This window comes from Nocardia sp. JMUB6875 (genome assembly GCF_041154655.1).
Taxonomy (GTDB): domain Bacteria; phylum Actinomycetota; class Actinomycetes; order Mycobacteriales; family Mycobacteriaceae; genus Nocardia.
The window spans coordinates 80359-102181 of sequence record NZ_BAAFGR010000004.1; the positions used below are offsets into that span (position 1 = coordinate 80359).

Sequence of the window (21823 nt, forward strand, 5' to 3'; positions counted from 1 at the left end):
CGATCGAGTGTGAGGAACCGCTGACATGGCAGTGAAGCGAGCACCGTCGAAGAAGGTCCGTGCCGAGCAGGCCCGTCGGCCGAAGAAGAACCCCCTGATCGCAGCGGGTGTCGAGACCGTCGACTACAAGGACGTGAACCTGCTGCGCACGTTCATCTCCGACCGCGGCAAGATCCGGTCGCGCCGCGTGACCGGCCTGACCCCGCAGCAGCAGCGCCAGGTGGCGGTGGCGGTGAAGAACGCCCGTGAGATGGCACTGCTCCCGTTCACGAGCCGGTAGCGGTTACCCCGTAACGACGAAAAGGAAAGAGGCTCCGATGCTTTCGCATCGGAGCCTCTTGCTGTCGTCCCAGAATCCTTGGCGGAGTGCCGATTACGGGATGGTCAGGACCTGACCCGGGTTGATGGAATCCGGGTTGTCGATGCCGGAGGCGTTGGCGATTTCCTGGTAGCGGTTGCCGTCGCCGTAGAAGCGCTCGGCGATCGCCCACAGCGTGTCACCCGGCTCGACGGTGTAGGTCTGCGCGGCGGGCGGCGGCGGGGGAACCTCCTCGACCGCGGCGGCCTGGGTGGCAACCGGCTCCGGCGCGGGCAGCGGGTTGTCGGTGTTGGTGCCGGAAGACCACAGCGCGCTGCCGTCCTTGCCGTACAGCACGACGTTGCGGTCGGCCTGGACGACCAGACGGTCCGCGTCCTTGCCATTGGTCTCGGTGGACCAGGCGGCGCCGTCACCCTTGTAGAGCACGAGGTTGCCGTCGTCTTGCAGGGCCAGCCGCTCGACGCCCTGGCCGTGGGTCAGGGTCGACCACACGACGTTGCCGTCCGGCTCCGAGAGCACGAGATTGCCGTCGGGTTGCAGCGCGAGGGTGTAGGCACCACCCGTCAGCGACTCCCCAGCCTTGAGTTCTTCTCCGACCCTCAATGTGTCGCCCACGGTGTGTCCTTTCGGGAGATGGTGATCATAGGTAAGGCGATGGCACGGAAGTGCATTGGCGCATCTGAATCGAGATTACTCACGTTGCACCGGTCAGCGCAGGGATACGCGCCGGGTCTGCGAAGATTTCGGCGTGTCGTCGCCAGAAATTCGCCAAAGTAAGGGATCGCGCGCGCGGAACCATCCGACCGGTCCCTGCCGTTAGGGTGTCAGCCATGACCGGGACAAGGGGACGCCGCCTGATCGCTGCCGCCGCGGCCGCATCGATCGGGCTCGCCGTGACGGGGTGCGGCGACTCGAAAGACACTGGCGGCCAAGCGAAATCCAGCACCGCCAGCACCAGCGCGACCAGTGCGCCCACCGAGGCGCCCAACGGACAAATCGGGCGAGCCTTCACCGCCGACCCCACCATCGTCAGCCCGCACAGCATCTCCTTCGACAGCTGGACCCGGCTGGCCCCCGACAAGATCGCGGTGAACTTCCAGACCGGCTCCCCGGAGTGCTACGGCGTCGACGCCGCCGTCACCGAGACCTCGTCCACCGTCACCGTGGATCTGAAGTCCGGCACCCTGCCCACCGCCGTCGGCAAGATGTGCACCATGATCGCGGTCTTCGGCACGCTGGAGATTCCGCTGAAGTCCCCGCTGGGTGATCGAAAAGTACTGAGCGCCAAGTAGATATGGAAACGACGAAGGGTGCGGATCGCGATCGCGATCCGCACCCTTCGTGAATGACGTTGTGCCGCCGCCTCAGTGCGCGAAGTGGCGCGAGCCCGTCAGGTACAGCGTGACCCCCGCCTCGCGGCACAGGTCGATGGTGTCCTTGTCACGGATCGAACCGCCCGGGTGCACGATGGCGCGCACGCCCGCCGCGACCAGGATCTGCGGACCGTCCGAGAACGGGAAGAACGCGTCGGAGGCGGCCACCGAACCCTTGGCCCGGTCCCCGGCCCGCTCCACGGCCAGCTTGCAGGAGTCGACCCGGTTGACCTGGCCCATGCCGACGCCCACGGCCGCGCCCTCGTCGGCCAGCAGGATGGCGTTGGACTTCACGGCCCGGCAAGCGCGCCAGGCGAATTCGAGATCACGCAGGGTGGCCTCGTCGGCGGCCTCACCGGCGGCGAGGGTCCAGTTGGCGGCGCTGTCGCCGTCGGCGTCGAGGATGTCGCGGTCCTGCAGCAGCACGCCGCCGCTGACCGGGCGCAGCTCCGCGCCCTTGCGCTGGGCGGGCTCGGCCACCAGCACGCGGACATTCTTCTTGCGCTGCAGCACTTCCACCGCGCCGTTGGCGTAGGACGGGGCCACGATGACCTCGGTGAAGATATCGGCGACCTGCTCGGCCATCTCGACGGAGACCTCGCGGTTGGCCGCGATCACGCCGCCGTACGCGGAGACCGGGTCGGTGGCGTGCGCCTTGCGGTGCGCCTCGGCGATATCCGCGCCGACCGCGATGCCGCACGGATTGGCGTGCTTGATGACCGCCACGGCCGGCTCGTCGAAGTCGTAGGCGGCGCGCCAGGCGGCATCGGCGTCGGTGTAGTTGTTGTACGACATCTCCTTGCCGTGCAACTGCTTCGCCTGCGCCAGCCCGGCCGGACCGGCCTCGTTGACGTAGAGCGCCGCGCCCTGGTGCGGGTTCTCGCCGTAGCGCAGCACGTTCTCGCGGTTCCAGGTCGCGCCGATCCAGGCCGGGAACTTGTCCGCCGCATCGGTTTCCGGCGCGGCGGCCGGGACGGCCACATTGGTCATCCAGCTGGCCACGGCCACGTCGTAGGTGGCGGTGTGCTGGAAGGCCTTGGCGGCCAAGGCGGTCCGCTCGGGCAGGGTGAAACCGCCCTGCTGCACGGCCGCGATCACATCGGCGTAGTCACCGGTGTTCACAACCACCGCGACCGACGGGTGGTTCTTGGCGGCGGCGCGCACCATGGACGGGCCGCCGATGTCGATCTGCTCCACGCACTCGTCGACGCTCGCGCCCGAGGCCACGGTCTGGGTGAACGGGTACAGGTTCACCACGACGAGCTGGAACGCCTCGACCCCGAGCTCGACGAGCTGGTCGACGTGCTCCTCCTTGCGGGTGTCGGCCAGGATGCCGGCGTGCACGCGCGGGTGCAGGGTCTTGACGCGGCCGTCGAGGGTCTCCGGGAAACCGGTCAGGTCCTCGACCTTGGTGACCGGGATGCCGGCGTCGGCGATCTTGTTGGCGGTGGAGCCGGTCGAGACCAGCTCCACGCCCGCCTGATGCAGGCCCTGGGCCAGGTCGATCAGACCGGTCTTGTCGTAGACGCTTACGAGGGCCCGCTTGATCGGCTTGCGTTCACTCACCGGAGAACTCGCTCATCTGGAATAACTGCCTTTCGTCCATCGGAGACAACGCCTCGGGTAGCGACGGCGGCGACGACCTCCGCCAGCAACCGCCGCTCCACGACCTTGATGCGCTCGTGCAGGCTGTCCTCGTCGTCGTCGGGCAGCACCGCGACCGCCTCCTGCGCGAGGATCGGCCCGGTGTCCACACCCGAATCGACCAGGTGCACGGTCGAACCCGTGACCCGGACGCCGTAGGCGAGCGCGTCCCGCACCCCGTGCGCGCCCGGGAACGCGGGCAGCAGCGCGGGATGGGTATTGATGATGCGACCGCCGAAGCGGTCCATGAACTTCGGGCCCAGGATCTTCATGAAGCCCGCGGACACCACCAGATCCGGCCCGAAGGCGGAGACGATCTCGGTGAGCGCGGCATCCCATTCGGCGCGGCTGTCGAACTCGTTCAGCGCGAGCTTGAACGAGGAGACGTCGAAGGCCTCCGCATGGTCGAGGGCGGCGCAGTCGCGATCGGCCCCGACCGCGACGACCTGCGCCGGATAGCCGGGTCGCCGGGTCGCCTCGAGCAGCGAACGCAGCAGAGATCCGGTGCCGGAGGCCAGCACGACAATGGTCGCGGGCGCGGTCGGCGGCAGCAGCTGGGCGGGCGTGGACGTCAGCGCACTACTCCCTGGGTATCGGAGCGGGAAGGGACGGCGGGGGCGAATCCGCCGCCTAAAGAGTAACTATCGCCCGATTGCTACTTGTCCGGCAGGTCGCCTTCTACCACTTCCGCGTCCACGATGTCGGAGTTCTCGACGGATTTCACACCGGCCGCGGCGACGTCCTCGTCCTGGTCCTCGACCAGTTCGGCCTCCAGCGCGCCGTCCAGATCGGACTCGTCGTACCAGCCGCCGGTCCCGGCGGACGCGGGCGCGGGCTCGTCGTCCGCGTCCTCCTCGTCCTCGTATTCGTCGTCGTAGTAGTCGTCGTCCGCGTATTCGTATTCGTCGTCCTCGTAGTAGTACTCGTCGTCGTAGTACTCGTCCCCGTACTCGTCGGCGGCGATCACCGCCGGACCGCCGAACCACCGCGACCCCACCATGCCGACATATCCGGCGACGGCCACCCAGACGAAGACGAGCGCCGCCGTCACCAGAGTCGGCGCGATCCGGCCGAAGGTCCCGAGCTCGCCCCCGGCCACCGCGCCGAGCAGCGCCACGGCGACGGCCGCGACCCCGGCCGCGGTCAACGTCGCCCACGGCGCGGCCGCCCGATCCCTCGATGTACGAGCACAATCCAGACCCGCGAGCACCCCGGCCGCCGCGGGCACCACCAGCAGCGCCAGCCACCACACCGCCACCGGACCCGACGGCACCGCCGCCGTCACCGGCACCGCGGGCACCGGCGCGCCCTCGATCCGGAACAGGCTCAGCGATCCCGGCCCGATCCGCACCTGGCCGCCGGCCAGCACGCTCACCGCGTCGACCGCCACGTTCGGCAGGTAGGCCAGCGAGAGCAGCGTCAAACCCAGTACGCCGAAGACACTTCCGCCGGCGGCCTGATAGGTGTCGCCGATGCGGGACCAGTGGATCAGGAAGGACGCGACGGTGGCGGCGGCACCGGCCGCCAGCAGTCGGCCGACCGCCGTCATGCCCGCGCGGAAACCGGGAACCACCCAGTCCGGCAGGCGAATCGGCAGCAGATCGGTCAGGTCGCGCCAGCGCTGGGACGCGATGCCGACGGCCGCCGCCAGCGCGCTCAAACCCAGAACCCAGCCGAACGCGGCCAGGGTGTCGGGCGGCTGCAAGGCCACCACCGCCGACGCGTCGTCCGCGACCGCCAGGCATACCGCGGTGATGAGCAGCGGCCCGCCGACCGCCGCGCCGATCACCCAGCCCAATTCCTCGGTTTCACAATCGGGTCCGGCTGCCTCCGCGCTCTCGCGGGCCACCATCCACAGCATGATCGCGGTCGGCACCAGCGGCCACAACCCGATGCTCGTCTTGCCGATCACCAGCGGAACCTGGTGCACCGCAAGCCAGCTCGCGGCGATCGCACCCGAGGAACCGCTCATCCCGCCGCCCGCCGCGAACAGCGTGCCGTACACCAGGATGAAGATCACCAGCATGGTGATGGCCGAGGGCCGGGCAGCCACCAGCATGAGCACCCGGGCGCGTTCGGGGGTCAGCGATCCGAAACCCCCGCCCCGCCGCCGGACCGGCGGCCGCGGCGACTCCCGTAGGTCGGGGTCGCTCAGGCGAGCCAGGGCAGTCTTCGGGGCACTCATGGACAACCAGCGTGGCAGCATCTCGGAAACCGGGGGGTCAGGCGCGCCGGGTGAGAACGGCGGGCGGGCAAAGAGAACGGCCCCCGGCGGACACACCGGGGGCCGTTCCCACGAACCGAATTACTTGTCGTCCTGGCCCGGACGGAAGGCGCGGGTGGCGTCGGCCGCCGGATCCGCGGCCTGCTCGCCGCCGAACGGCTGCGCCGGACGCTGCGCCTGCTGGCCACCGAAGTGCTGGGTGGCGTCCGAGCTGCCCGCGGGCTGCGCCGGCTGCTGACCGTAGGACGGCTGCTGGCCGTAGCCCGGCTGCTGCTGACCGTAGGGCTGCTGCTGCTGCTGACCGTAGGTCGGCTGCGAACCCGTGCCGTATCCGGCGGGCTGCTGGCCGTATCCGCCCTGCTGACCGTAGGACGGCTGCTGACCGTAGGACTGCTGACCGCCCTGCTGGCCGAAGGAGGGCTGCTGCGGCTGCTGGCCGTATCCGCCCTGCTGACCGAACGAGGGCTGCTGGTAGGACTGCGGCCCGGTGGTGCTGAACGGCTGCTGCGGCTGGCCGTAACCACCCTGCGCCGCAGCCGGTTTCGGCTCCGGGGCCTTGACGATGCCCAGCTCGAACAGCAGCGCCAGCACGGCCACGACGGCCTGCACGAAGCTCAGGAACAGGATCACCCAGCCGCCCCACTTCAGCGTGACGCTGTCGCCGAGGTCGAAGGAGCTGAACAGGATGCCGAGGAACGCCGCCAGCGAAAGGGCCGCCACCACGGCAGTATTGGCGCCCTGCTTGGGCAGCAGCGACAGGCCCGCCACCAGACCGGCCACCAGCAGAATGGTCACCAGCGCGGCCGAACCCGCGTTCTCGAACAGGCTGAAGCTGGTGTCACCGCCCACCCGGGTGCCGCCGATCTCGACGGACTTGGTCCCGATGTAGGGCGCGAAGCCCAGCAGGAAGTTGATGACGCCGAGCGCGGCGATGCCAACGGTGAGGAAGAAGGGCAGTCCCTTCCCCGCGACTGGAGAGGTTCCCGAACCGGCAGCGGGAGCGCCTGCGGGCTGCGAGCCGTATCCGGATGCGGAGGAGGGCGTCGGCTGGGGCGCGTTGAATCCCGAGCCCCCGGTCGGGTATGACATGTCGTCGTCTCCTATCGAGTCGTTCACGAACCTCCACCGACGCTACTGCACTTGACGGCCGGGGGCACCATCTACCACCAGCCGTGGCCTTACCGCAATACCCGAAAACAAGCACGAAGGCCGCCCGTCGAATTCGACGGGCGGCCTTCGTATTCAGCTGTTCACAACAGCGATCAAGCGCTGATCGAAGCCTTCTCGAGGATCTCGCGCGCCAGAGCGGCGGTCTCGGACGGGGTCTTGCCGACCTTCACGCCCGCGGCCTCGAGGGCGTCCTTCTTGGCCTGGGCGGTACCGGCCGAGCCCGACACGATGGCGCCCGCATGGCCCATGGTCTTGCCCTCCGGCGCGGTGAAGCCCGCGACGTAGCCGACGACCGGCTTGGTGACATTGGCCTGGATGTAGGCCGCGGCCCGCTCCTCGGCGTCGCCGCCGATCTCGCCGATCATGACGATGAGCTTGGTCTCCGGGTCCTTCTCGAACGCCTCGATGGCGTCGATGTGGGTGGTGCCGATGACCGGGTCGCCGCCGATGCCGATGGCGGTGGAGAAACCGAAGTCCCGCAGCTCGTACATCATCTGGTAGGTCAGGGTGCCCGACTTGGAGACCAGGCCGATCGGGCCCTTGCCCGCGATGTTGGCCGGGGTGATGCCGACCAGCGACTCACCCGGGGTGATGATGCCGGGGCAGTTCGGGCCGATGATGCGGGTCTTGCTGCCCTTCTCCACGTTGTAGGCCCACGCGTAGGCGGTGTCCTGCACCGGGATGCCCTCGGTGATGACCACGAGCAGCGGGATCTCCGCGTCGATGGCCTCGATGATGGCGTCCTTCGAGAAGGCCGGGGGCACGAAGGCGATGGAGGTGTCGGCGCCGGTCTTCTCCATGGCCTCGGCCACGGACGCGAACACGGGCAGCTCGACCTCGTTGCCGTCCTTGTCGACGTGCTTGACGGTGGTGCCCGCCTTGCGCGCGTTGACACCGCCGACCACGTTGGTGCCGGCCTTCAGCATCAGCGCGGTGTGCTTGGTACCCTCGCCGCCGGTGATGCCCTGGACGATGACCTTGTTGTCCTTGTTCAGGAAGATAGACATGTTGGTTCGTGTCCTTTACTTGGCCGCGGCCAGCTCGGCGGCCTTGTCGGCGCCTTCGTCCATGGTCTGGGCGAGAGTCACCAGCGGGTGGTTGAAGTCGGCGAGGATCTTGCGACCCTCTTCGACCTTGTTGCCGTCCAGGCGGACGACCAGCGGCTTGGAGGCCGCGTCGCCCAGGGTCTGCAGCGCGCCGACGATGCCGTTCGCGACCGCGTCACAGGCGGTGATGCCGCCGAAGACGTTCACGAACACGGACTTGACCTGGGAGTCGCCCAGGATGACATCGAGGCCGGCGGCCATGACCGCGGCCGAGGCGCCGCCGCCGATGTCGAGGAAGTTGGCCGGCTTGACGCCGTCGTGGTTCTCACCCGCGTAGGCGACGACATCGAGGGTCGACATGACCAGACCCGCGCCGTTGCCGATGATGCCGACCTCACCGTCGAGCTTGACGTAGTTGAGGTCGTTCTCCTTGGCCTTGAGCTCGAGCGGATCGGTGGCGTCGATGTCCGCGAACTCGAGGTGGTCGGGGTGGCGGAACTCGGCGTTCTCGTCCAGGGTCACCTTGCCGTCGAGGGCCAGGATCTCGTCGTTGGGGGTGCGCACCAGCGGGTTGACCTCGACCAGGGTCGCGTCTTCCTTGATGAAGACCTCCCACAGCTTCTGGATGGTGACCGCCGCGGCATCCAGGATGTCGGCCGGCAGGTGGCCCTGCTCGGCAATGCTGCGGGCGAAGGCCAGATCCACGCCCTTGACGGCGTCGACCGGAACCTTGGCCAGGCGGTCGGGCTTGGTGGCCGCGACCTCTTCGATCTCCATGCCGCCCTCGACCGAGCACATGGCCAGGTAGGTGCGGTTGGAACGATCCAGCAGGAAGGAGATGTAGTACTCCGCCGCGATGTCCTTGGCCTCGGCGACCAGGACCTTCTTGGTGATGTGACCCTTGATGTCCAGGCCCAGGATGTTGGAGGCGTGGGTGAAGGCGTCGTCCGGGGTGGCGGCGTACTTCACGCCACCGGCCTTGCCGCGGCCACCGACTTTGACCTGCGACTTGATCATTACCGGCTTGCCGATTTCCTCGGCGATCGCACGCGCGTCCTCTGCCGAGTCCGTGACGCGGCCCTCCGACGAAGGCACTCCGTGCTTCACGAAGAGTTCCTTCGCCTGATATTCGAAGAGATCCATGTACTCACCGTCTCGTCTGCGTTGTTGTGACAACGTCTTGGTTGGCGGCCCGTCGTCGGAGGCGGGTCGGATCGGACTCTAATCAGTCACATGGAGCGGAAATCAGCCGCATACAGCCTAAGTGGCGCAGGTCACGGTACTGTCTCCGCGCCCCTAAAACCCCTCGTCAATGCTACTCATCGGTAGCTTGTTGACCCGGTGCCAGGTGGAGCACACGAATCCCGAAGAGTGACACTGGCTACTACGCAGCGTCGTTGACAAACTTCACTTGGTTACCCCCAGCACAGTGAGCACATTCCCGCCCGCGGAGTGATGAATGTCACAGCCGCGTGTCGAACCAGGTCCATCGCTTGCTGAGCCGCAATCGTTTCGTTACCGTCGTTGCGGTCGATGTCACAACCCGGTCACGGACAGGAGGACGGCAGGCTTGACGCAGCACGACGCTCCGCAGCACCGGCCCCGACGCGGCCACCGCTACAAAGAGGACGCGGAGACCTACGGCGGCGCAACCTCTTTCGACGCCCCGTTCGCGGCGCAGAGCGCGGTCGCCCACGGCGACTGGGACGCCACGCAGGCCTGGAACTCCGATGCGAGCTGGGACAACGCTCAGCAGTGGGGTGAACCCCGGCAGTGGGACGAATCCCCTTGGCAGTCCGAGCGGAACTGGGACGAACAGCAGAACTGGGATCAGCAGCAGAGCTGGGACGCGCAGCCCGAGACCGACTGGAACGCCCAGACCACCGCGAACGGTTGGGCCGCACCGAATCCGAGTGATTGGGCCGCGCGGTCGCGGACCAACTGGGATCCGAACGCGGATCCGACCCCCTCCGACGAGTATCGCCCCGTTTACACGTTCAAGACCGCCTCCGGTGAGAAGCTCCAGTTCTCCGGCGACGGCGCGCGCGTGAATCGTGAGGCGCCCGAAGCGGATTCCGATGATGTCGAGCGCCCCACCCGGGTCGCCGGCAAGCGCCGCGCGGGCGGCACCCACCGCCTGCCCGCACCGCCCAACGCGCTCAAGGGCCGCGCCGCGGTCGTCGCGGTGGCCGCCGGTGCGGTCGTGGCCGCGGGCCAGGCCACCATCGAGGCGAGTGGCCACGACAGCGCCAATGTCGACTACCAGGCCGCCAACCAGGTCAAGGAAGTCGCGGCCACCTCGGTGGTCGGCGACGGGGCGCCCGGCTCGCCGCAAGTGCTGAACCCGAGCGCGCCCGCCAGCCTGGACCAGTTCAACGACATCCTGGCCAAGGGCAAGCAGTTCGCCGCCGATATGGCTAATCAGGAGGCCTCGAAGTACCGGCCGCTGTGGACCAAGTTCACCGCCGCGGGCACCTTCACCTCCGGCTTCGGCATCCGCTGGGGCGTCGCGCACCAGGGCGTGGACATCGCCGCCCCGATCGGCACCCCGATCTACGCGGTGGCCGACGGCACCGTCCTCGAGGCCGGTCCCGCTTCGGGTTTCGGCATGTGGGTGCGCCTGCTGCACGATGACGGCACGGTCACCATCTACGGCCACATCGACACCGCCACCGTCTCCCAGGGCCAGCGCGTCCTGGCGGGCGACCAGATCGCCACCGTCGGCAACCGCGGCTTCTCCACCGGCCCGCACTGCCACTTCGAGGTCTGGCTCAACGGCGTCGACAAGATCGATCCCCTCCCCTGGCTCGCCTCCCGCGGCATCTCCCTGGGCCCCGAACGGGACTGAGCGGCAAACGAACACAGACGAAAGGCGCGCCCGGACGGGCGCGCCTTTCGCGTATTCCGGGGCCCTCACGACCCCGGAGCGGGCTCGAGCGGGACTCAGCGACGGTTGGAGCGGTACCAGCCGATCAGCGCGTCGGTGGAGGAATCTCCTTGCGGGGCGGGAGCTTCCGGCGAGGTCAGGAGCGGCTCGAGGGCCAGGGCCTGTTGCTTGCCGAGTTCGACGCCCCACTGGTCGAAGCTGTCGATGCCCCAGATGGCGCCCTCGGTGAAGACGAGGTGTTCGTAGAGGGCGATGAGCTGGCCGAGGACCGACGGGGTCAGCTGCGGGGCCAGGATGGCGGTGGTGGGGCGGTTGCCGGGCATCACCTTGTGCGGCACGATCTTCGGGTCGGTGCCCTCGGCGGCGATCTCCTCGGCGGTCTTGCCGAAGGCCAGCACCTTGGTCTGGGCGAAGAGGTTCGACATGAGGATGTCGTGCATGCTGCCGGTGCCGTCGAGGGTGGGCAGATCGTCGGTGGGGCGGGCGAATCCGATGAAATCGGCGGGGCACAGCACGGTGCCCTGGTGCAGCAGCTGGTAGAAGGCGTGCTGGCCGTTGGTGCCGGGCTCGCCCCAGAAGATCTCGCCGGTGCTGGTCGACACCGGAGTGCCGTCCGCCCGAACCGATTTGCCGTTCGACTCCATGGTCAGCTGCTGCAGGTAGGCCGGAAAGCGGGCCAGGTCATTGGAATACGGCAGCACCGCGCGCGACTGCGCGCCGAAGAAATTCGAGTACCAGACGCCGAGCAGACCCAGCAGCGCCGGACCGTTCTCGTGCAGCGGCGCGGTCTTGAAATGCTCGTCCACCCGGTGCATTCCGTCGAGGAACTCGGCGAAGCGCTCCTTGCCGATGACCGCCATGACCGACAGGCCGATGGCCGAATCCACCGAGTAGCGCCCGCCCACCCAGTCCCAGAAGCCGAACATATTGGCGGTGTCGATGCCGAAGTCGGCCACCCGCTGCGCGTGCGTGGACACGGCAACGAAGTGCTTGGCCACCGCCTCCTCGCCGAGCGCGGCCACCAGCCAGCGCCGGGCCGCGGTGGCATTGGTGAGCGTCTCCAGCGTGGAGAAGGTCTTGGACGCCACGATGAACAGCGTGGTCGCCGGGTTCAGGCCCTGCAGCTTCGAAACCAGGTCCGCCGGATCGACATTCGAGACGAAGCGGGCCGAGATGCCCGCGTCCGCGTAGTGCCGCAGCGCCAGGGTCACCATGGCCGGGCCCAGGTCCGAGCCGCCGATGCCGATGTTCACGACGGTGGTGATGCGCTCCCCCGTCGCGCCGCGCCACTGGCCCGAGCGCACCTGATCGGTGAATTCGCCCATGCGCCGCAGGACTTCGTGCACATCGGACTCGACATCCTGGCCGTCGACCGTGAGCGGTTCCCCGCCCGGCCGCCGCAGCCACACGTGCCCGACCGCGCGGTCCTCGGAAGTATTGATGTGCTCGCCCGCGAACATGGCGTCGCGCCGCTGCTCGAGCCCGGCGGTGTGCGCCAATTCGACCAGCAGATCGAGGGTCTCACGCGTCACCCGGTGCTTCGAGTAGTCGATGCGCAGGTCCGCCACCTGGACGGTCAGCTCGTCGCCGCGGGCCGGATCCTCCGCGAAGAACTCCCGCAGATGTCGCGTGCCGATCGACGCATGATGGTCGTGCAGTTTCCGCCAGACCGCCGACGCGGTGATGTCGCTGCTCACTCGGGCGAGGTTACAACGTCGCCGATCTGACCCGCAGGTAACCATCGGTGATTCGCGGGATTCGTCCAGCGTAGGAGTCACATTCGGGGGTGAGGCATAGGCTGGCGGAATGGTGACCGAAACCGCATTACTCGCATCCATTCCCACGCAACTCTGGATCGGCGGACCGGTGGACGCCACGGGGGGCGCGACGTTCCCGGTGCACAATCCGGCCACGGGCGAGGTCATCGCCCGCGTCGCCGACGCCACTCCCGACGACGCGGTCCGCGCCCTCGACGCGGCGGCCGCGGTGCAGGCCGAATGGGCCGCGACCCCGGCGCGGCAGCGCGGGGAGATCCTGCGCGCGGTGTTCGAGGCGATCACCGCGCGGGCCGAGGAGTTCGCCCTGCTCATGACGCTCGAAATGGGTAAGGCCCTGCCCGAGAGCCGCAATGAGGTGAAGTACGGCGCGGAATTCTTCCGCTGGTTCAGCGAGGAGGCCGTGCGCATCCACGGCCGCTATCAGCCCGCCCCGGCCGGGACCGGCCGCATCCTCGTGCACAAGCAGCCGGTCGGCCCGTGCCTGGCCATCACGCCGTGGAATTTCCCGCTGGCCATGGGCACCCGCAAGATCGGCCCGGCGCTCGCGGCCGGTTGCACCATGATCGTGAAGCCCGCCGGCGAAACGCCTTTGACCATGCTGCTGCTGGCCAAGCTGTGCAGCGAGGCCGGGCTGCCCGACGGCGTGCTGTCGGTGATCACCACCTCGCGGTCGAGCGCGGTCACCGCCCCGCTGCTCAATGACCCGCGCCTGCGCAAGCTGACCTTCACCGGTTCCACGCCGGTCGGCAAGAAGCTGGTCGAGCAGTCCGCGCACGGCCTGCTGCGCACCTCCATGGAACTGGGCGGCAATGCCCCGTTCGTGGTCTTCGACGACGCCGACATCGATGCCGCGGTGCAGGGCGCGCTGCTGGCCAAATTGCGCAACGGCGGTGAGGCGTGCACGGCCGCCAACCGTTTCCACGTCCAGAATGCGGTTCGCCAGGAATTCACCGACAAGCTGTCGGCGGCCATGGCCGACTACAAACTCGGCAATGGCGTCGATCCGGAGACCACCCTCGGACCGCTCATCAACGAGAACCAGCTCGACACCGTGAGCGAACTGGTCGACGACGCGGTGGCGGCGGGCGCGCAGGTCAAGCTGGGCGGCAAGGCTCCCGGCGGCCCGGGCTGGTTCTATCCCGCCACCGTGCTCACCGATATCCCGCCCGCGGCCCGCATCCTGCGCGAGGAGGTGTTCGGCCCGGTCGCGCCGATCGTCGGCTTCGAGACCGAGGAGGAGGGTCTCGCCGCGGCCAACAACACCGAATTCGGGCTGGTCGCATACGTTTACACGCGCAGCCTGGATCGCGCGCTGCGGGTCGCCGAGGGTCTGGAGACCGGCATGGTCGGCGTCAACCGCGGTGTCATCTCGGATCCGGCCGCGCCGTTCGGCGGCGTGAAGGAGTCCGGATTCGGCCGCGAGGGCGGTTTCGAGGGCATCGAGGAGTACCTCGACACGAAGTACATCGCACTGCCGTAGCGGCGTCGCCCGGAAACAGAACAACCGCCCCGGGGTCTGAACACCCGGGGCGGCCTGGGGATGCTGCATCCGAAACTCCGTGTGCAGCGTGATCTGTGGGCACGCCGAAAGACACACCGCCCGATGTATCGGGTCGAGCGGTGCTGTCCGTTAACGAGTCGGTGTGATCAGTGGCCCAGTCGGCCGCGGCCGAGGCGGAGCAGGAGCATCGCGAGGGTGTGGCCCTCCTGGCCCAGCTCGCTGAATCGCTCCAGCACCTTCATCTCGCGGGAGTGGACGAGCTTGGGCCCGCCGTTCGCCATGCGCGTGCGTCCGATGATGCGCGAGACCTCGGTGCGGCGCTTGATGGCGGCGAGGATTTCGGCGTCCAGCTTGTCGATTTCCAAGCGCAGCTTTTCGATCTCAGCCTCGGAGGGCAGGGCGGAATCCGACCCGGTGGCGGACTCGGATTGTCCCGTCGTCGAGATGCTCATACTTTCAACTCCTCGTGGTCCCGAACGTCGATCGGTGGTTGGACCCGTCCTGTTACCGATCGGTTCTTCACCAAGAATCAGACCTGTTGGCCATACATTGTCCCCCCGGGATCGGGGTCACGTCCCCCGTGGTCGAGCTCAAGTGCAATGCGTCGCCATCGAGCCGGTCATTCGACGAGTGTGCCACGCAGAGTGACCCGAGCAAAACAACTTCGTTTGTGAATCTTCTGAGTTTCCGGACCCGATTCGGTTCACCGGGGGTTCGCCGGACCGGCACTTATCGGACACCTGTGCGATCCCGCCCGTCGTCTGTCGGTGTGCGCCGGTAGCGTGGACGGGCGATGACTACGACGGTGGCGATGAATACAACGGCGGCACGGGACGGTATGAAGACCGAGCAGTTGCTCGAAGGATTGAATCCGCAACAGCGGGCCGCGGTGATGCACTCGGGCACGCCGCTGCTGATCGTGGCCGGGGCCGGGTCGGGCAAGACCGCGGTCCTCACCCGTCGCATCGCCTATCTGCTCGACGCCCGCGGGGTGCGGCCGGGTGAGATCCTGGCCATCACCTTCACCAACAAGGCCGCCGCCGAGATGCGGGAACGCGTCACCGGGCTGGTCGGCCCGCGCGCGCAGGGCATGTGGGTGTCCACCTTCCACTCCAGCTGCGTGCGCATCCTGCGCACCCAGGCCTCGCTGCTGGCCGGGCTGAACACCAACTTCTCCATCTACGACGCGGATGATTCGCGGCGGCTGCTGGGCATGATCATTCGCGATTTCGATATCGACGCGAAGAAGTACACGCCCCGGCTGCTGGCCACCGCCATCTCCAATCTCAAGAACGAGCTCATCGATCCCGAGCAGGCCGCGGCCGACGCCGAGACCGAGGATGCCGAACTGCCGCGCATCGTGGCCAGGGTCTTCGCCGAGTACCAGCGGCGGCTGCGCGCGGCCAATGCCCTGGACTTCGACGATCTGATCGGCGAGACGGTATCGCTGCTGCAGCGGCATCCGCAGGTGGCCGAGTACTACCGGCGGCGGTTCCGGCACGTGCTGGTCGACGAGTACCAGGACACCAACCACGCGCAGTACGTGCTGGTGCGCGAGCTGGTGGGCCATCACCGGAACCTGTGGGGCGACGAGCCGGACGCCCCGGAGGACGACAACCGGGTGCCGCCGTCGGAGCTGTGCGTGGTGGGTGACGCCGATCAGTCCATCTACGCCTTCCGTGGCGCGACGATCCGCAATATCGAGGAGTTCGAGCGCGACTTCCCGGACGCGGAAACCATTCTGCTGGAACAGAACTACCGCTCCACACAGCACATCCTGTCGGCCGCCAACGCGGTCATCTCGCGCAACGAGGGGCGGCGGGAGAAGAAGCTGTGGACCGATCACGGTGACGGTGAGCTGATCGTCGGGTACGTGGCCGACAACGAGCACGATGAGGCCTCGTTCGTGGCGCGGGAGATCGACAAGCTGGTCGATCAGGGTGAGGCCAACTACTCGGATGTGGCGGTCTTCTACCGCACCAACAACAATTCCCGTGCGCTGGAAGAGATCTTCATCCGGATGGGCCTGCCGTACAAGGTCGTCGGCGGTGTGCGCTTCTACGAGCGCAAGGAGGTCCGCGACATCGTGGCCTACCTGCGGGTGCTGGAGAATCCCGACGACGCGGTGAGCCTGCGCCGGATTCTGAACACCCCGCGCCGCGGCATCGGCGATCGCGCGGAGGCGTGCGTGGCGGTGCATGCCGAGCAGCGCGATATCGGCTTCGCGCAGGCGCTCCGGGATGCGGCCGAAGGCAAGGTGGCGCTGCTCAATTCCCGTTCGCAGCGGCTGATCGCCGGATTCCTGGAGCTGCTCGACGAGATCCGGGCCGCGGGCGCGCAGGCGGATATGGACTTCCCCGACGTCGGCTCGATCGTCGAGGCGGTGCTGGACCGCACCGGGTATCGCGCCGAACTGGAGGCCTCCGACGATCCGCAGGACGGCGCGCGGCTGGACAACCTCAACGAATTGGTCAGCGTCGCACGCGAATTCAGTTCCGAGGCGCGCAACAATGTGGAGGCCGCCCGGGCCGAGGGCATCATTCCCGAGCAGGCCGAGGGCGAGCCGGAGCCGGGCTCGCTGGCCGCGTTCCTGGAGCGCGTCTCGCTGGTGGCCGACGCCGACCAGATCCCCGAAGAGGGTTCGGGCGTGGTCACTCTGATGACCCTGCACACCGCCAAGGGCCTGGAGTTCCCGGTGGTCTTCGTGACCGGCTGGGAGGACGGCCAGTTCCCGCACATGCGCGCCCTGGGCGATCCCACCGAGCTCCAGGAGGAGCGCCGCCTCGCCTACGTCGGCATCACCCGAGCCCGCAAGCGCCTGTACCTCACCCGCGCCGTGGTCCGCTCGGGCTGGGGCCAGCCCGTCTCCAATCCCGAATCCCGCTTCCTGCAGGAGATCCCGGGCCACCTGATGGACTGGCGCCGCCTGGAGCCCACCCCGTCCCAAACCTCGCGCGGCTTCCGCCGCCGCGGCGAAGACGATGGCCTGGAACGTGATTGGACCCGCGGCGACGGCTGGTCCGACCAACGCCCCGGCCTCCGCGACCGCGGCGACCGCCGCCCCGCCCCCGCCGCGGCAGCCAAACGCAACAACACCAATCTCGTACTGGCCGTAGGCGACCGCGTCAACGACGACAAGTACGGCCTGGGCCGAGTCATCGCCGCCGAGGGCTTCGGCGACCTGGCCACCGTCACCATCGACTTCGGCACAGCCGGCAAGATCCGCCTGATCCCAAAGTTCAGCCGCACCCTGACCAAGCTCTAACTGATCGGTGCGGGCTCGGCACGTGGGCGCAGCACGCCCACGTGCCGGTGACGAGCGCGACCACGGGGATGGGTTCCCGCCCGCCCGGAACGATCCCGACCGAGAAAGACATGGACAAGTAGCAGAGGTCATGAGCCCTGCGCGGAATTGGCGTGAGATCAAGGCGGAAGCCCATCACCTACACCCGGAACTGGCGGATCCGGCAGTTCGTGCCGAGGCGTCGGCGCGGCTCGATGCCTACGTCGCGGGCTACCACCTTGAGGAGCTCCGCAAGCCCCTGGGCAAGACCCAGTCCGAGATCGCCGCGGTGCTCGGCGTTTCTCAGTCACGCGTATCTCAAATCGAGAACGGCGATCTCGGCGCGCCATGGAACTCGACACCCTCCGGGCCTACGCCGAGGCGCTGGGTGGGCGAGTGGAGATCACCCTCAGCGTCGGCCCCCACACCATCAAGGTCGCCTAGTCCTGTCAGCTGGTGTGGCGGCTGAGAACGTCGTAGGCCCGTACCGCGTCTTCTGGGAAGACCAGGATTTGGAAGCGGTCCTTGAGGTTTCGCCAGCGGTGGATACGGGTGCGACCCATGGTGGCGCGCACCCCGTGCTCGCGCAGCAACTGGCGCACGGTGCGGGCGGAGACCATGTCGTAGACGGTGGCCGCCGGCACCAACAGCCCGAATTCGGCTTCGTCGGTGTGCGTTCGGAGCTTCATTCCCGACTCCCGGTGTCCTGCTTGGCCTTCAGCATGGTGAGCTGTGCCTGTTCCTCATGATGATGGACGGCGTCGAGGGCCGCGCGTTCTTCGGGTGGGTCGGCGGTCAGGAAGCTGCCGATTCCGGGCTTGCCCGCGGCGCCGAGCTTGTTCATCTTCTTCGGCACCGGCGCGCCCTGATAGCCGCTCTGCCCCAGCGATTGATGTACCTCGATGTATTCGCCGTGCGGCAGGCGCTTGATGATGCCGGTCTCGATGCCGTGTTCGAGCACCGCGCGGTCGCTGCGCTGCAGGCCCAGGCAGAACCGGTAGGCCACGAAGTAGGCCAGGGGCGGCAACACCAGCAGCGCGATGCGGAAGAACCAGGTGGTGGCGTTGAGTGAGACATCGAACTTCAGGGCGATGATGTCATTGACGCAGGCGAAGGTGAGCACTAGGTAGAACGCGATGGCCATGGCCCCGATCCCGGTGCGCACCGGCACATCTCGCGGTCGCTGCAGCAGATTGTGGTGCGCGGTGTCCTTGGTGAGGCGCTTCTCGATCCACGGATAGATGGGGATGACCACCAGCACCAGCCCCATCACCACCGCCACCCAGAACGGCGCGGGAATCGTGTAGTTGCCGATGTAGATCTCCCAGGGCGGCATGAGCCGGGCCAGGCCGTCGGTCCACATCATGTAGAAGTCGGGCTGCGATCCGGCCGACACCTGGGCCGGGTTGTAGGGGCCCAGATTCCAGATCGGGTTGATCTGGAACAGTCCGCCCATGAGCGCCACGGTGGCCAGCGTGAACGCGAAGAACGCGCCCTGATCCAGCGAGAAGACCGGAATGATGCGCGCGCCCACCACATTTCGATCGGTGCGGGCGGGTCCGGGGAACTGGGTGTGCTTCTGGTACCAGACCAGCGCGATGTGTGCGCCGATGAGCGCCAGCATGATTCCCGGGAACAGGAGCACGTGGGTGATGTAGAGCCGCGGGATCAGCACGGTGCCAGGGAATTCCCCGCCGAACAGGAGGAAGTGCGTCCAGGTGCCGATGACCGGGATGGCCATGGTGATGCCGCCCAGGGGCGAGCGCAGTCCGGTGCCCGAGAGCAGGTCGTCGGGCAGCGAATACCCGAAGTAGCCCTCGAACATGGACAGGATCAACAGGATCGCGCCGACCACCCAGGTGGCCTCGCGCGGTCTGCGGAACGCGCCGGTGAAGAACACCCGCAGCATGTGGATGATCATCGAGGCCAGGAACAGCAGGGCGGCCCAGTGGTGGAGCTGGCGCACGAACAGCCCGCCGCGCACGTCGAAGGAGATGTCCAGGACGCTGCGGTAGGCCGCGGACATCTGCACGCCGCGCAGCGGCTGGTAGGAGCCTTCGTACACGACCTCGGTCATGGAGGGTTCGAAGTACAGGGTCAGGTAGACCCCGGACAGCAGCAGGATGATGAAGCTGTAGAGGGCGATCTCCCCGAGCAGGAACGACCAGTGCGTCGGGAAGACCTTGTTGATGGAGCGTTTCAGGCCCGCGGCCAAGTGATACCGCTGGTCGGCGGCATCGGCGCGGTTCGCGGTGGTACCCATGAACACCAGACGCCGGCGGGCCTCGAAACGTGACATCCGAATACGACAGTTTGTCGTAGATCACACTTTTCGGTTGTCAGCGGTGCGCGATCACCGCGGCAGCAGGTTCGACAGCGCCTCGTCGAGGGTCGGGTAGCGGAAGCGGAAACCGTTGTGCCGGAGCACCTCGGAGGTGGCGTGCCGACCGGTCAGCCCGAGCGCGGGATCGGTGCGCAGGAAGACCGCGCCGATGGTCAGCGCGGGCGCCGGAGTGGGCGGCGACCACGGCCGGTGCAGCTGCCTGCGCAGGGTGGCCATGAGTTCCTTGTTGCGAACCGGGAAGTCGGTGGCCGCGACCAGCACGCCATTGGGGAGCGTCACCCGCGAGTCCAGCCCGAGTCCGGCGCGCACGATGGCCAGCCAGTCCTCGAAATGGATCCAGCTGAACCACTGCCGCCCAGTGCCGACGCTGCCGCCGAGCCCGGCCTTGGTCAGGGCCGCCAGGCGTTTCAGCGCGGGCGCGTCCGGATCCAGCACGATGGAGGTGCGCAGGATCGTCCAGTGCGCGGCATTGGCCCCGTCGAAGGCCGCCTCCCAGGGCGCGGCCACGCCGGTCATCTGCGGCAGGCCGGGTTCGGGCAGCGGGGTGGCCTCGGTGCAGCGGGTCTCACCGGCGTCGGCCCAGATCGCGGTGGTGCTGGCCTGGATCCAGTAATCGATCGGACGGTCCAGGGTCTTGGACGCCTCCACCAGCGCGCGGGTCGAATCCACACGGCTGCGGCGCAATTCGGCGATATTGCGGGCGGTGGGGCGGCAGTCGACGAGCTTGCCCGCCAGGTTGATGACCGCGGTGCGGCCGGGATTGCGCAGGGCGTCGGCCCAGGCGCCGACCGTGCGGCCGTCCCATTCGTATTGCGGGTAGGGCAGTTCCGGCACGGTGTGGCGGGTCAGGATGACCACGCGCTGTCCCCGGCAGGCGAGGTCGGCGGCGAGGATGCGCCCCAATGCCCCTGTGCCACCGGCGATCACGACGGTCAGCGCGTCGGCGGCGGGCTCGAGCCCGGCCAGGCGCGCCAGCCGCGTGAAGCAGGTGTGGGTGTCGGTCTCGAGCAGATCGCCGACCACCTTGCGCATGGCCGCGCCCGAGATGCCGCTGAAGGTGAGCTGCTGGGTGAGTTCGGTGCCGCCGTCACGCGGGGTGAGCACCCAGCGCATCCGCATGGTGCCCGCCGGTTCGGGCTGCTCGATGGTGAGCTCGTGCTCGGGTACGAAGGTGGACAGCACGAACGGCTTGGCGAGCCGCCCGTGCACGGCCTCGTTCACGCGCCCGCGCGGCAGGTAGTCGCCGGTGACGCCCGCACCCGGCGCGGCATGCAGTTTCAGGGCGCTGACGGCGGGATTCCATTCGGGCCAGCGCGCCGGATCGCCGAGCACGCTCCACAACCGCTTCGGAGGAAGCGCGATCCACTGGGTGTACGTCGTTGTACGAGGCATGCCCCGACGCTATTACCGCTGGGCGGCGGCCGGAAGCGTGGCCTTCGTCGCAGCGGGGGCTTGATGAACCCCGCGCACGGCTCGAAGGTGAGGGAGGATACCCATGCGCCCTTTCGGCGCATTCCAGAACAAGAGGCGAGCAATGAGCGAGAAGATTCGCGTCGAAGGCGCCATCACGGTGCACAAGTACGAGCCCGTCCCCTACGAGGAGCCCGAACAGGGCCCGGTCCTCACCCGAATCCATGTGGAGGAGAGCTTCTCCGGCGGTATCGAGGGTGACGGCGTGGTGGAATTCCTGCAGTCCTCCTCCCCCGACGGCACCGCCAGTTTCGTTGGCATCGAACGCATTACGGGAACGGTGGACGGCAAGTCCGGCACCTTCCTGCTGCAGGACGCCGGCACCGTCGCCGACAATATCGTCAGCGGCGAGTGGTTCGTGATTCCCGGTTCCGGCACCGGCGACCTGACCGGACTGCGCGGCGAGGGCGGCTTCAAGGCCAATCTCGGTGAGGGCGCGCAGATCTGGCTCGACTACTGGTACGAGTAACCGCCCCGATCACCGGCGCCGCCACCGGTATCGGTCGCTCGATCGCGGAAACCCTTGCCGCACAGGGCATCCGAGTGGGCATCAATCATCCGCACACCCCCGATCTCGCCGACGAGGTGGTCGCGAAAATCGAGGCGAACTGGGTTACGGCGCAGAATATCCGGGTGAACGGCAGCACGGCCTAGCCGCATCGCCGGAATACACGGAAGCCCCGGTCGCGCAGCTGGTTTCAGAGTTCTGAAACTGCCTCCCGAGCAGCGGCGCGACCGGGACCTCCTCCGGTGTCGCTACACCCAGATCTCACCGATGGGGGTG

General features: G+C 68.0%; 19 protein-coding genes and 1 pseudogene. 8 read left to right on the forward strand and 12 right to left on the reverse strand.

Going from position 1 to position 21823, the window contains the following annotated elements:
* Positions 1-25: 25 nt before the first annotated feature.
* The gene (rpsR, locus tag ACAM49_RS02180; RefSeq protein WP_040695439.1) at positions 26-280 is read left to right on the forward strand and encodes a 30S ribosomal protein S18; all 255 of its coding nucleotides are present in this window, start codon (positions 26-28) and stop codon (positions 278-280) included.
* Positions 281-373: 93 nt separating this feature from the next.
* On the opposite strand, the gene ACAM49_RS02185 is transcribed toward rpsR, so the two are convergent.
* Complete coding sequence (locus ACAM49_RS02185; RefSeq protein ID WP_369633751.1) at positions 374-934, reverse strand: LysM peptidoglycan-binding domain-containing protein; 561 nt, start codon at positions 932-934, stop codon at positions 374-376.
* Between the two features lie 215 nt (positions 935-1149).
* Between ACAM49_RS02185 and ACAM49_RS02190 the strand changes: the two genes are divergently transcribed.
* The gene (locus tag ACAM49_RS02190; protein WP_369633752.1) at positions 1150-1611 is read left to right on the forward strand and encodes a hypothetical protein; all 462 of its coding nucleotides are present in this window, start codon (positions 1150-1152) and stop codon (positions 1609-1611) included.
* 72 nt (positions 1612-1683) lie between these two features.
* Here the strand turns inward: ACAM49_RS02190 and purH are convergent, their stop codons facing one another.
* The 6 genes from purH to sucC form a co-directional block, all read right to left on the reverse strand.
* Positions 1684-3258, reverse strand: coding sequence for a bifunctional phosphoribosylaminoimidazolecarboxamide formyltransferase/IMP cyclohydrolase (purH, locus tag ACAM49_RS02195; RefSeq protein WP_369633753.1), 1575 nt, complete (start codon positions 3256-3258; stop codon positions 1684-1686).
* The gene (gene purN / locus ACAM49_RS02200) at positions 3255-3911 is read right to left on the reverse strand and encodes a phosphoribosylglycinamide formyltransferase (RefSeq protein WP_369633767.1); all 657 of its coding nucleotides are present in this window, start codon (positions 3909-3911) and stop codon (positions 3255-3257) included. Before purN ends, purH begins: the two co-directional genes overlap by 4 nt.
* Positions 3912-3991: 80 nt before the next feature.
* Complete coding sequence (locus ACAM49_RS02205) at positions 3992-5521, reverse strand: DUF6350 family protein (protein WP_369633754.1); 1530 nt, start codon at positions 5519-5521, stop codon at positions 3992-3994.
* 120 nt (positions 5522-5641) lie between these two features.
* Complete coding sequence (locus tag ACAM49_RS02210) at positions 5642-6649, reverse strand: DUF5336 domain-containing protein (RefSeq protein WP_369633755.1); 1008 nt, start codon at positions 6647-6649, stop codon at positions 5642-5644.
* Positions 6650-6822: 173 nt separating this feature from the next.
* Positions 6823-7737, reverse strand: coding sequence for a succinate--CoA ligase subunit alpha (sucD, locus tag ACAM49_RS02215; RefSeq protein WP_369633756.1), 915 nt, complete (start codon positions 7735-7737; stop codon positions 6823-6825).
* A gap of 15 nt (positions 7738-7752) precedes the next feature.
* Positions 7753-8919, reverse strand: a complete 1167-nt coding sequence (sucC, locus tag ACAM49_RS02220) for an ADP-forming succinate--CoA ligase subunit beta (RefSeq protein WP_040812808.1) — start codon at positions 8917-8919, stop codon at positions 7753-7755.
* 427 nt (positions 8920-9346) lie between these two features.
* On the opposite strand from sucC, the gene ACAM49_RS02225 reads away from it, so the two are divergent.
* Positions 9347-10624, forward strand: coding sequence for a M23 family metallopeptidase (locus tag ACAM49_RS02225; protein ID WP_369633757.1), 1278 nt, complete (start codon positions 9347-9349; stop codon positions 10622-10624).
* 95 nt (positions 10625-10719) lie between these two features.
* Here the strand turns inward: ACAM49_RS02225 and pgi are convergent, their stop codons facing one another.
* Positions 10720-12360 carry a glucose-6-phosphate isomerase gene (gene pgi, locus ACAM49_RS02230; protein WP_369633758.1) on the reverse strand — a complete coding sequence of 547 codons (1641 nt, stop codon included), beginning with the start codon at positions 12358-12360 and terminating at the stop codon, positions 10720-10722.
* Positions 12361-12469: 109 nt separating this feature from the next.
* Here pgi and ACAM49_RS02235 point away from each other — a divergent pair, with 109 nt between their 5' ends.
* A complete protein-coding gene (locus tag ACAM49_RS02235) occupies positions 12470-13921 on the forward strand; it encodes an NAD-dependent succinate-semialdehyde dehydrogenase (RefSeq protein WP_369633759.1) in 1452 nt (483 codons plus the stop codon).
* A 167-nt stretch (positions 13922-14088) separates the two neighbouring features.
* Here ACAM49_RS02235 and ACAM49_RS02240 read toward each other — a convergent pair whose 3' ends face one another.
* Positions 14089-14394 carry a chorismate mutase gene (locus ACAM49_RS02240; protein ID WP_040812813.1) on the reverse strand — a complete coding sequence of 102 codons (306 nt, stop codon included), beginning with the start codon at positions 14392-14394 and terminating at the stop codon, positions 14089-14091.
* Between the two features lie 359 nt (positions 14395-14753).
* Here ACAM49_RS02240 and pcrA point away from each other — a divergent pair, with 359 nt between their 5' ends.
* Positions 14754-17207, forward strand: a complete 2454-nt coding sequence (gene pcrA, locus ACAM49_RS02245) for a DNA helicase PcrA (RefSeq protein ID WP_369633760.1) — start codon at positions 14754-14756, stop codon at positions 17205-17207.
* Between the two features lie 130 nt (positions 17208-17337).
* Positions 17338-17523, forward strand: a pseudogene (locus ACAM49_RS02250) (hypothetical protein); the annotation flags it as partial.
* Positions 17524-17674: 151 nt separating this feature from the next.
* Here the strand turns inward: ACAM49_RS02250 and ACAM49_RS02255 are convergent.
* The 3 genes from ACAM49_RS02255 to ACAM49_RS02265 form a co-directional block, all read right to left on the reverse strand.
* Positions 17675-17914, reverse strand: coding sequence for a hypothetical protein (locus tag ACAM49_RS02255; protein WP_369633761.1), 240 nt, complete (start codon positions 17912-17914; stop codon positions 17675-17677).
* Entirely contained in the window at positions 17911-19488 is a 1578-nt protein-coding gene (locus ACAM49_RS02260) for a cytochrome bc complex cytochrome b subunit (protein WP_369633768.1), read from the reverse strand. Before ACAM49_RS02260 ends, ACAM49_RS02255 begins: the two co-directional genes overlap by 4 nt.
* A gap of 90 nt (positions 19489-19578) precedes the next feature.
* On the reverse strand, positions 19579-20961 hold the full coding sequence (locus ACAM49_RS02265; protein WP_369633762.1) for a DUF1731 domain-containing protein: 1383 nt from the start codon (positions 20959-20961) through the stop codon (positions 19579-19581).
* A 142-nt stretch (positions 20962-21103) separates the two neighbouring features.
* On the opposite strand from ACAM49_RS02265, the gene ACAM49_RS02270 reads away from it, so the two are divergent.
* On the forward strand, positions 21104-21508 hold the full coding sequence (locus tag ACAM49_RS02270) for a DUF3224 domain-containing protein (protein ID WP_369633763.1): 405 nt from the start codon (positions 21104-21106) through the stop codon (positions 21506-21508).
* A gap of 8 nt (positions 21509-21516) precedes the next feature.
* Positions 21517-21693, forward strand: coding sequence for an SDR family NAD(P)-dependent oxidoreductase (locus ACAM49_RS02275; RefSeq protein WP_369633769.1), 177 nt, complete (start codon positions 21517-21519; stop codon positions 21691-21693).
* Positions 21694-21823: the final 130 nt, after the last annotated feature.

What these genes read in the sequence shown, in the direction of transcription:
- rpsR (WP_040695439.1), top strand. Translation starts at nt 26, where the DNA reads ATGGCAGTGAAGCGAGCACCGTCGAAGAAGGTCCGTGCCGAGCAGGCC.
- ACAM49_RS02190 (WP_369633752.1), top strand. Translation starts at nt 1,150, where the DNA reads ATGACCGGGACAAGGGGACGCCGCCTGATCGCTGCCGCCGCGGCCGCA.
- ACAM49_RS02205 (WP_369633754.1), bottom strand. Translation starts at nt 5,521, where the DNA reads ATGAGTGCCCCGAAGACTGCCCTGGCTCGCCTGAGCGACCCCGACCTA.
- ACAM49_RS02210 (WP_369633755.1), bottom strand. Translation starts at nt 6,649, where the DNA reads ATGTCATACCCGACCGGGGGCTCGGGATTCAACGCGCCCCAGCCGACG.
- sucD (WP_369633756.1), bottom strand. Translation starts at nt 7,737, where the DNA reads ATGTCTATCTTCCTGAACAAGGACAACAAGGTCATCGTCCAGGGCATC.
- sucC (WP_040812808.1), bottom strand. Translation starts at nt 8,919, where the DNA reads ATGGATCTCTTCGAATATCAGGCGAAGGAACTCTTCGTGAAGCACGGA.
- ACAM49_RS02235 (WP_369633759.1), top strand. Translation starts at nt 12,470, where the DNA reads ATGGTGACCGAAACCGCATTACTCGCATCCATTCCCACGCAACTCTGG.
- ACAM49_RS02240 (WP_040812813.1), bottom strand. Translation starts at nt 14,394, where the DNA reads ATGAGCATCTCGACGACGGGACAATCCGAGTCCGCCACCGGGTCGGAT.
- pcrA (WP_369633760.1), top strand. Translation starts at nt 14,754, where the DNA reads ATGAATACAACGGCGGCACGGGACGGTATGAAGACCGAGCAGTTGCTC.
- ACAM49_RS02255 (WP_369633761.1), bottom strand. Translation starts at nt 17,914, where the DNA reads ATGAAGCTCCGAACGCACACCGACGAAGCCGAATTCGGGCTGTTGGTG.
- ACAM49_RS02260 (WP_369633768.1), bottom strand. Translation starts at nt 19,488, where the DNA reads ATGGGTACCACCGCGAACCGCGCCGATGCCGCCGACCAGCGGTATCAC.
- ACAM49_RS02265 (WP_369633762.1), bottom strand. Translation starts at nt 20,961, where the DNA reads ATGCCTCGTACAACGACGTACACCCAGTGGATCGCGCTTCCTCCGAAG.
- ACAM49_RS02270 (WP_369633763.1), top strand. Translation starts at nt 21,104, where the DNA reads ATGAGCGAGAAGATTCGCGTCGAAGGCGCCATCACGGTGCACAAGTAC.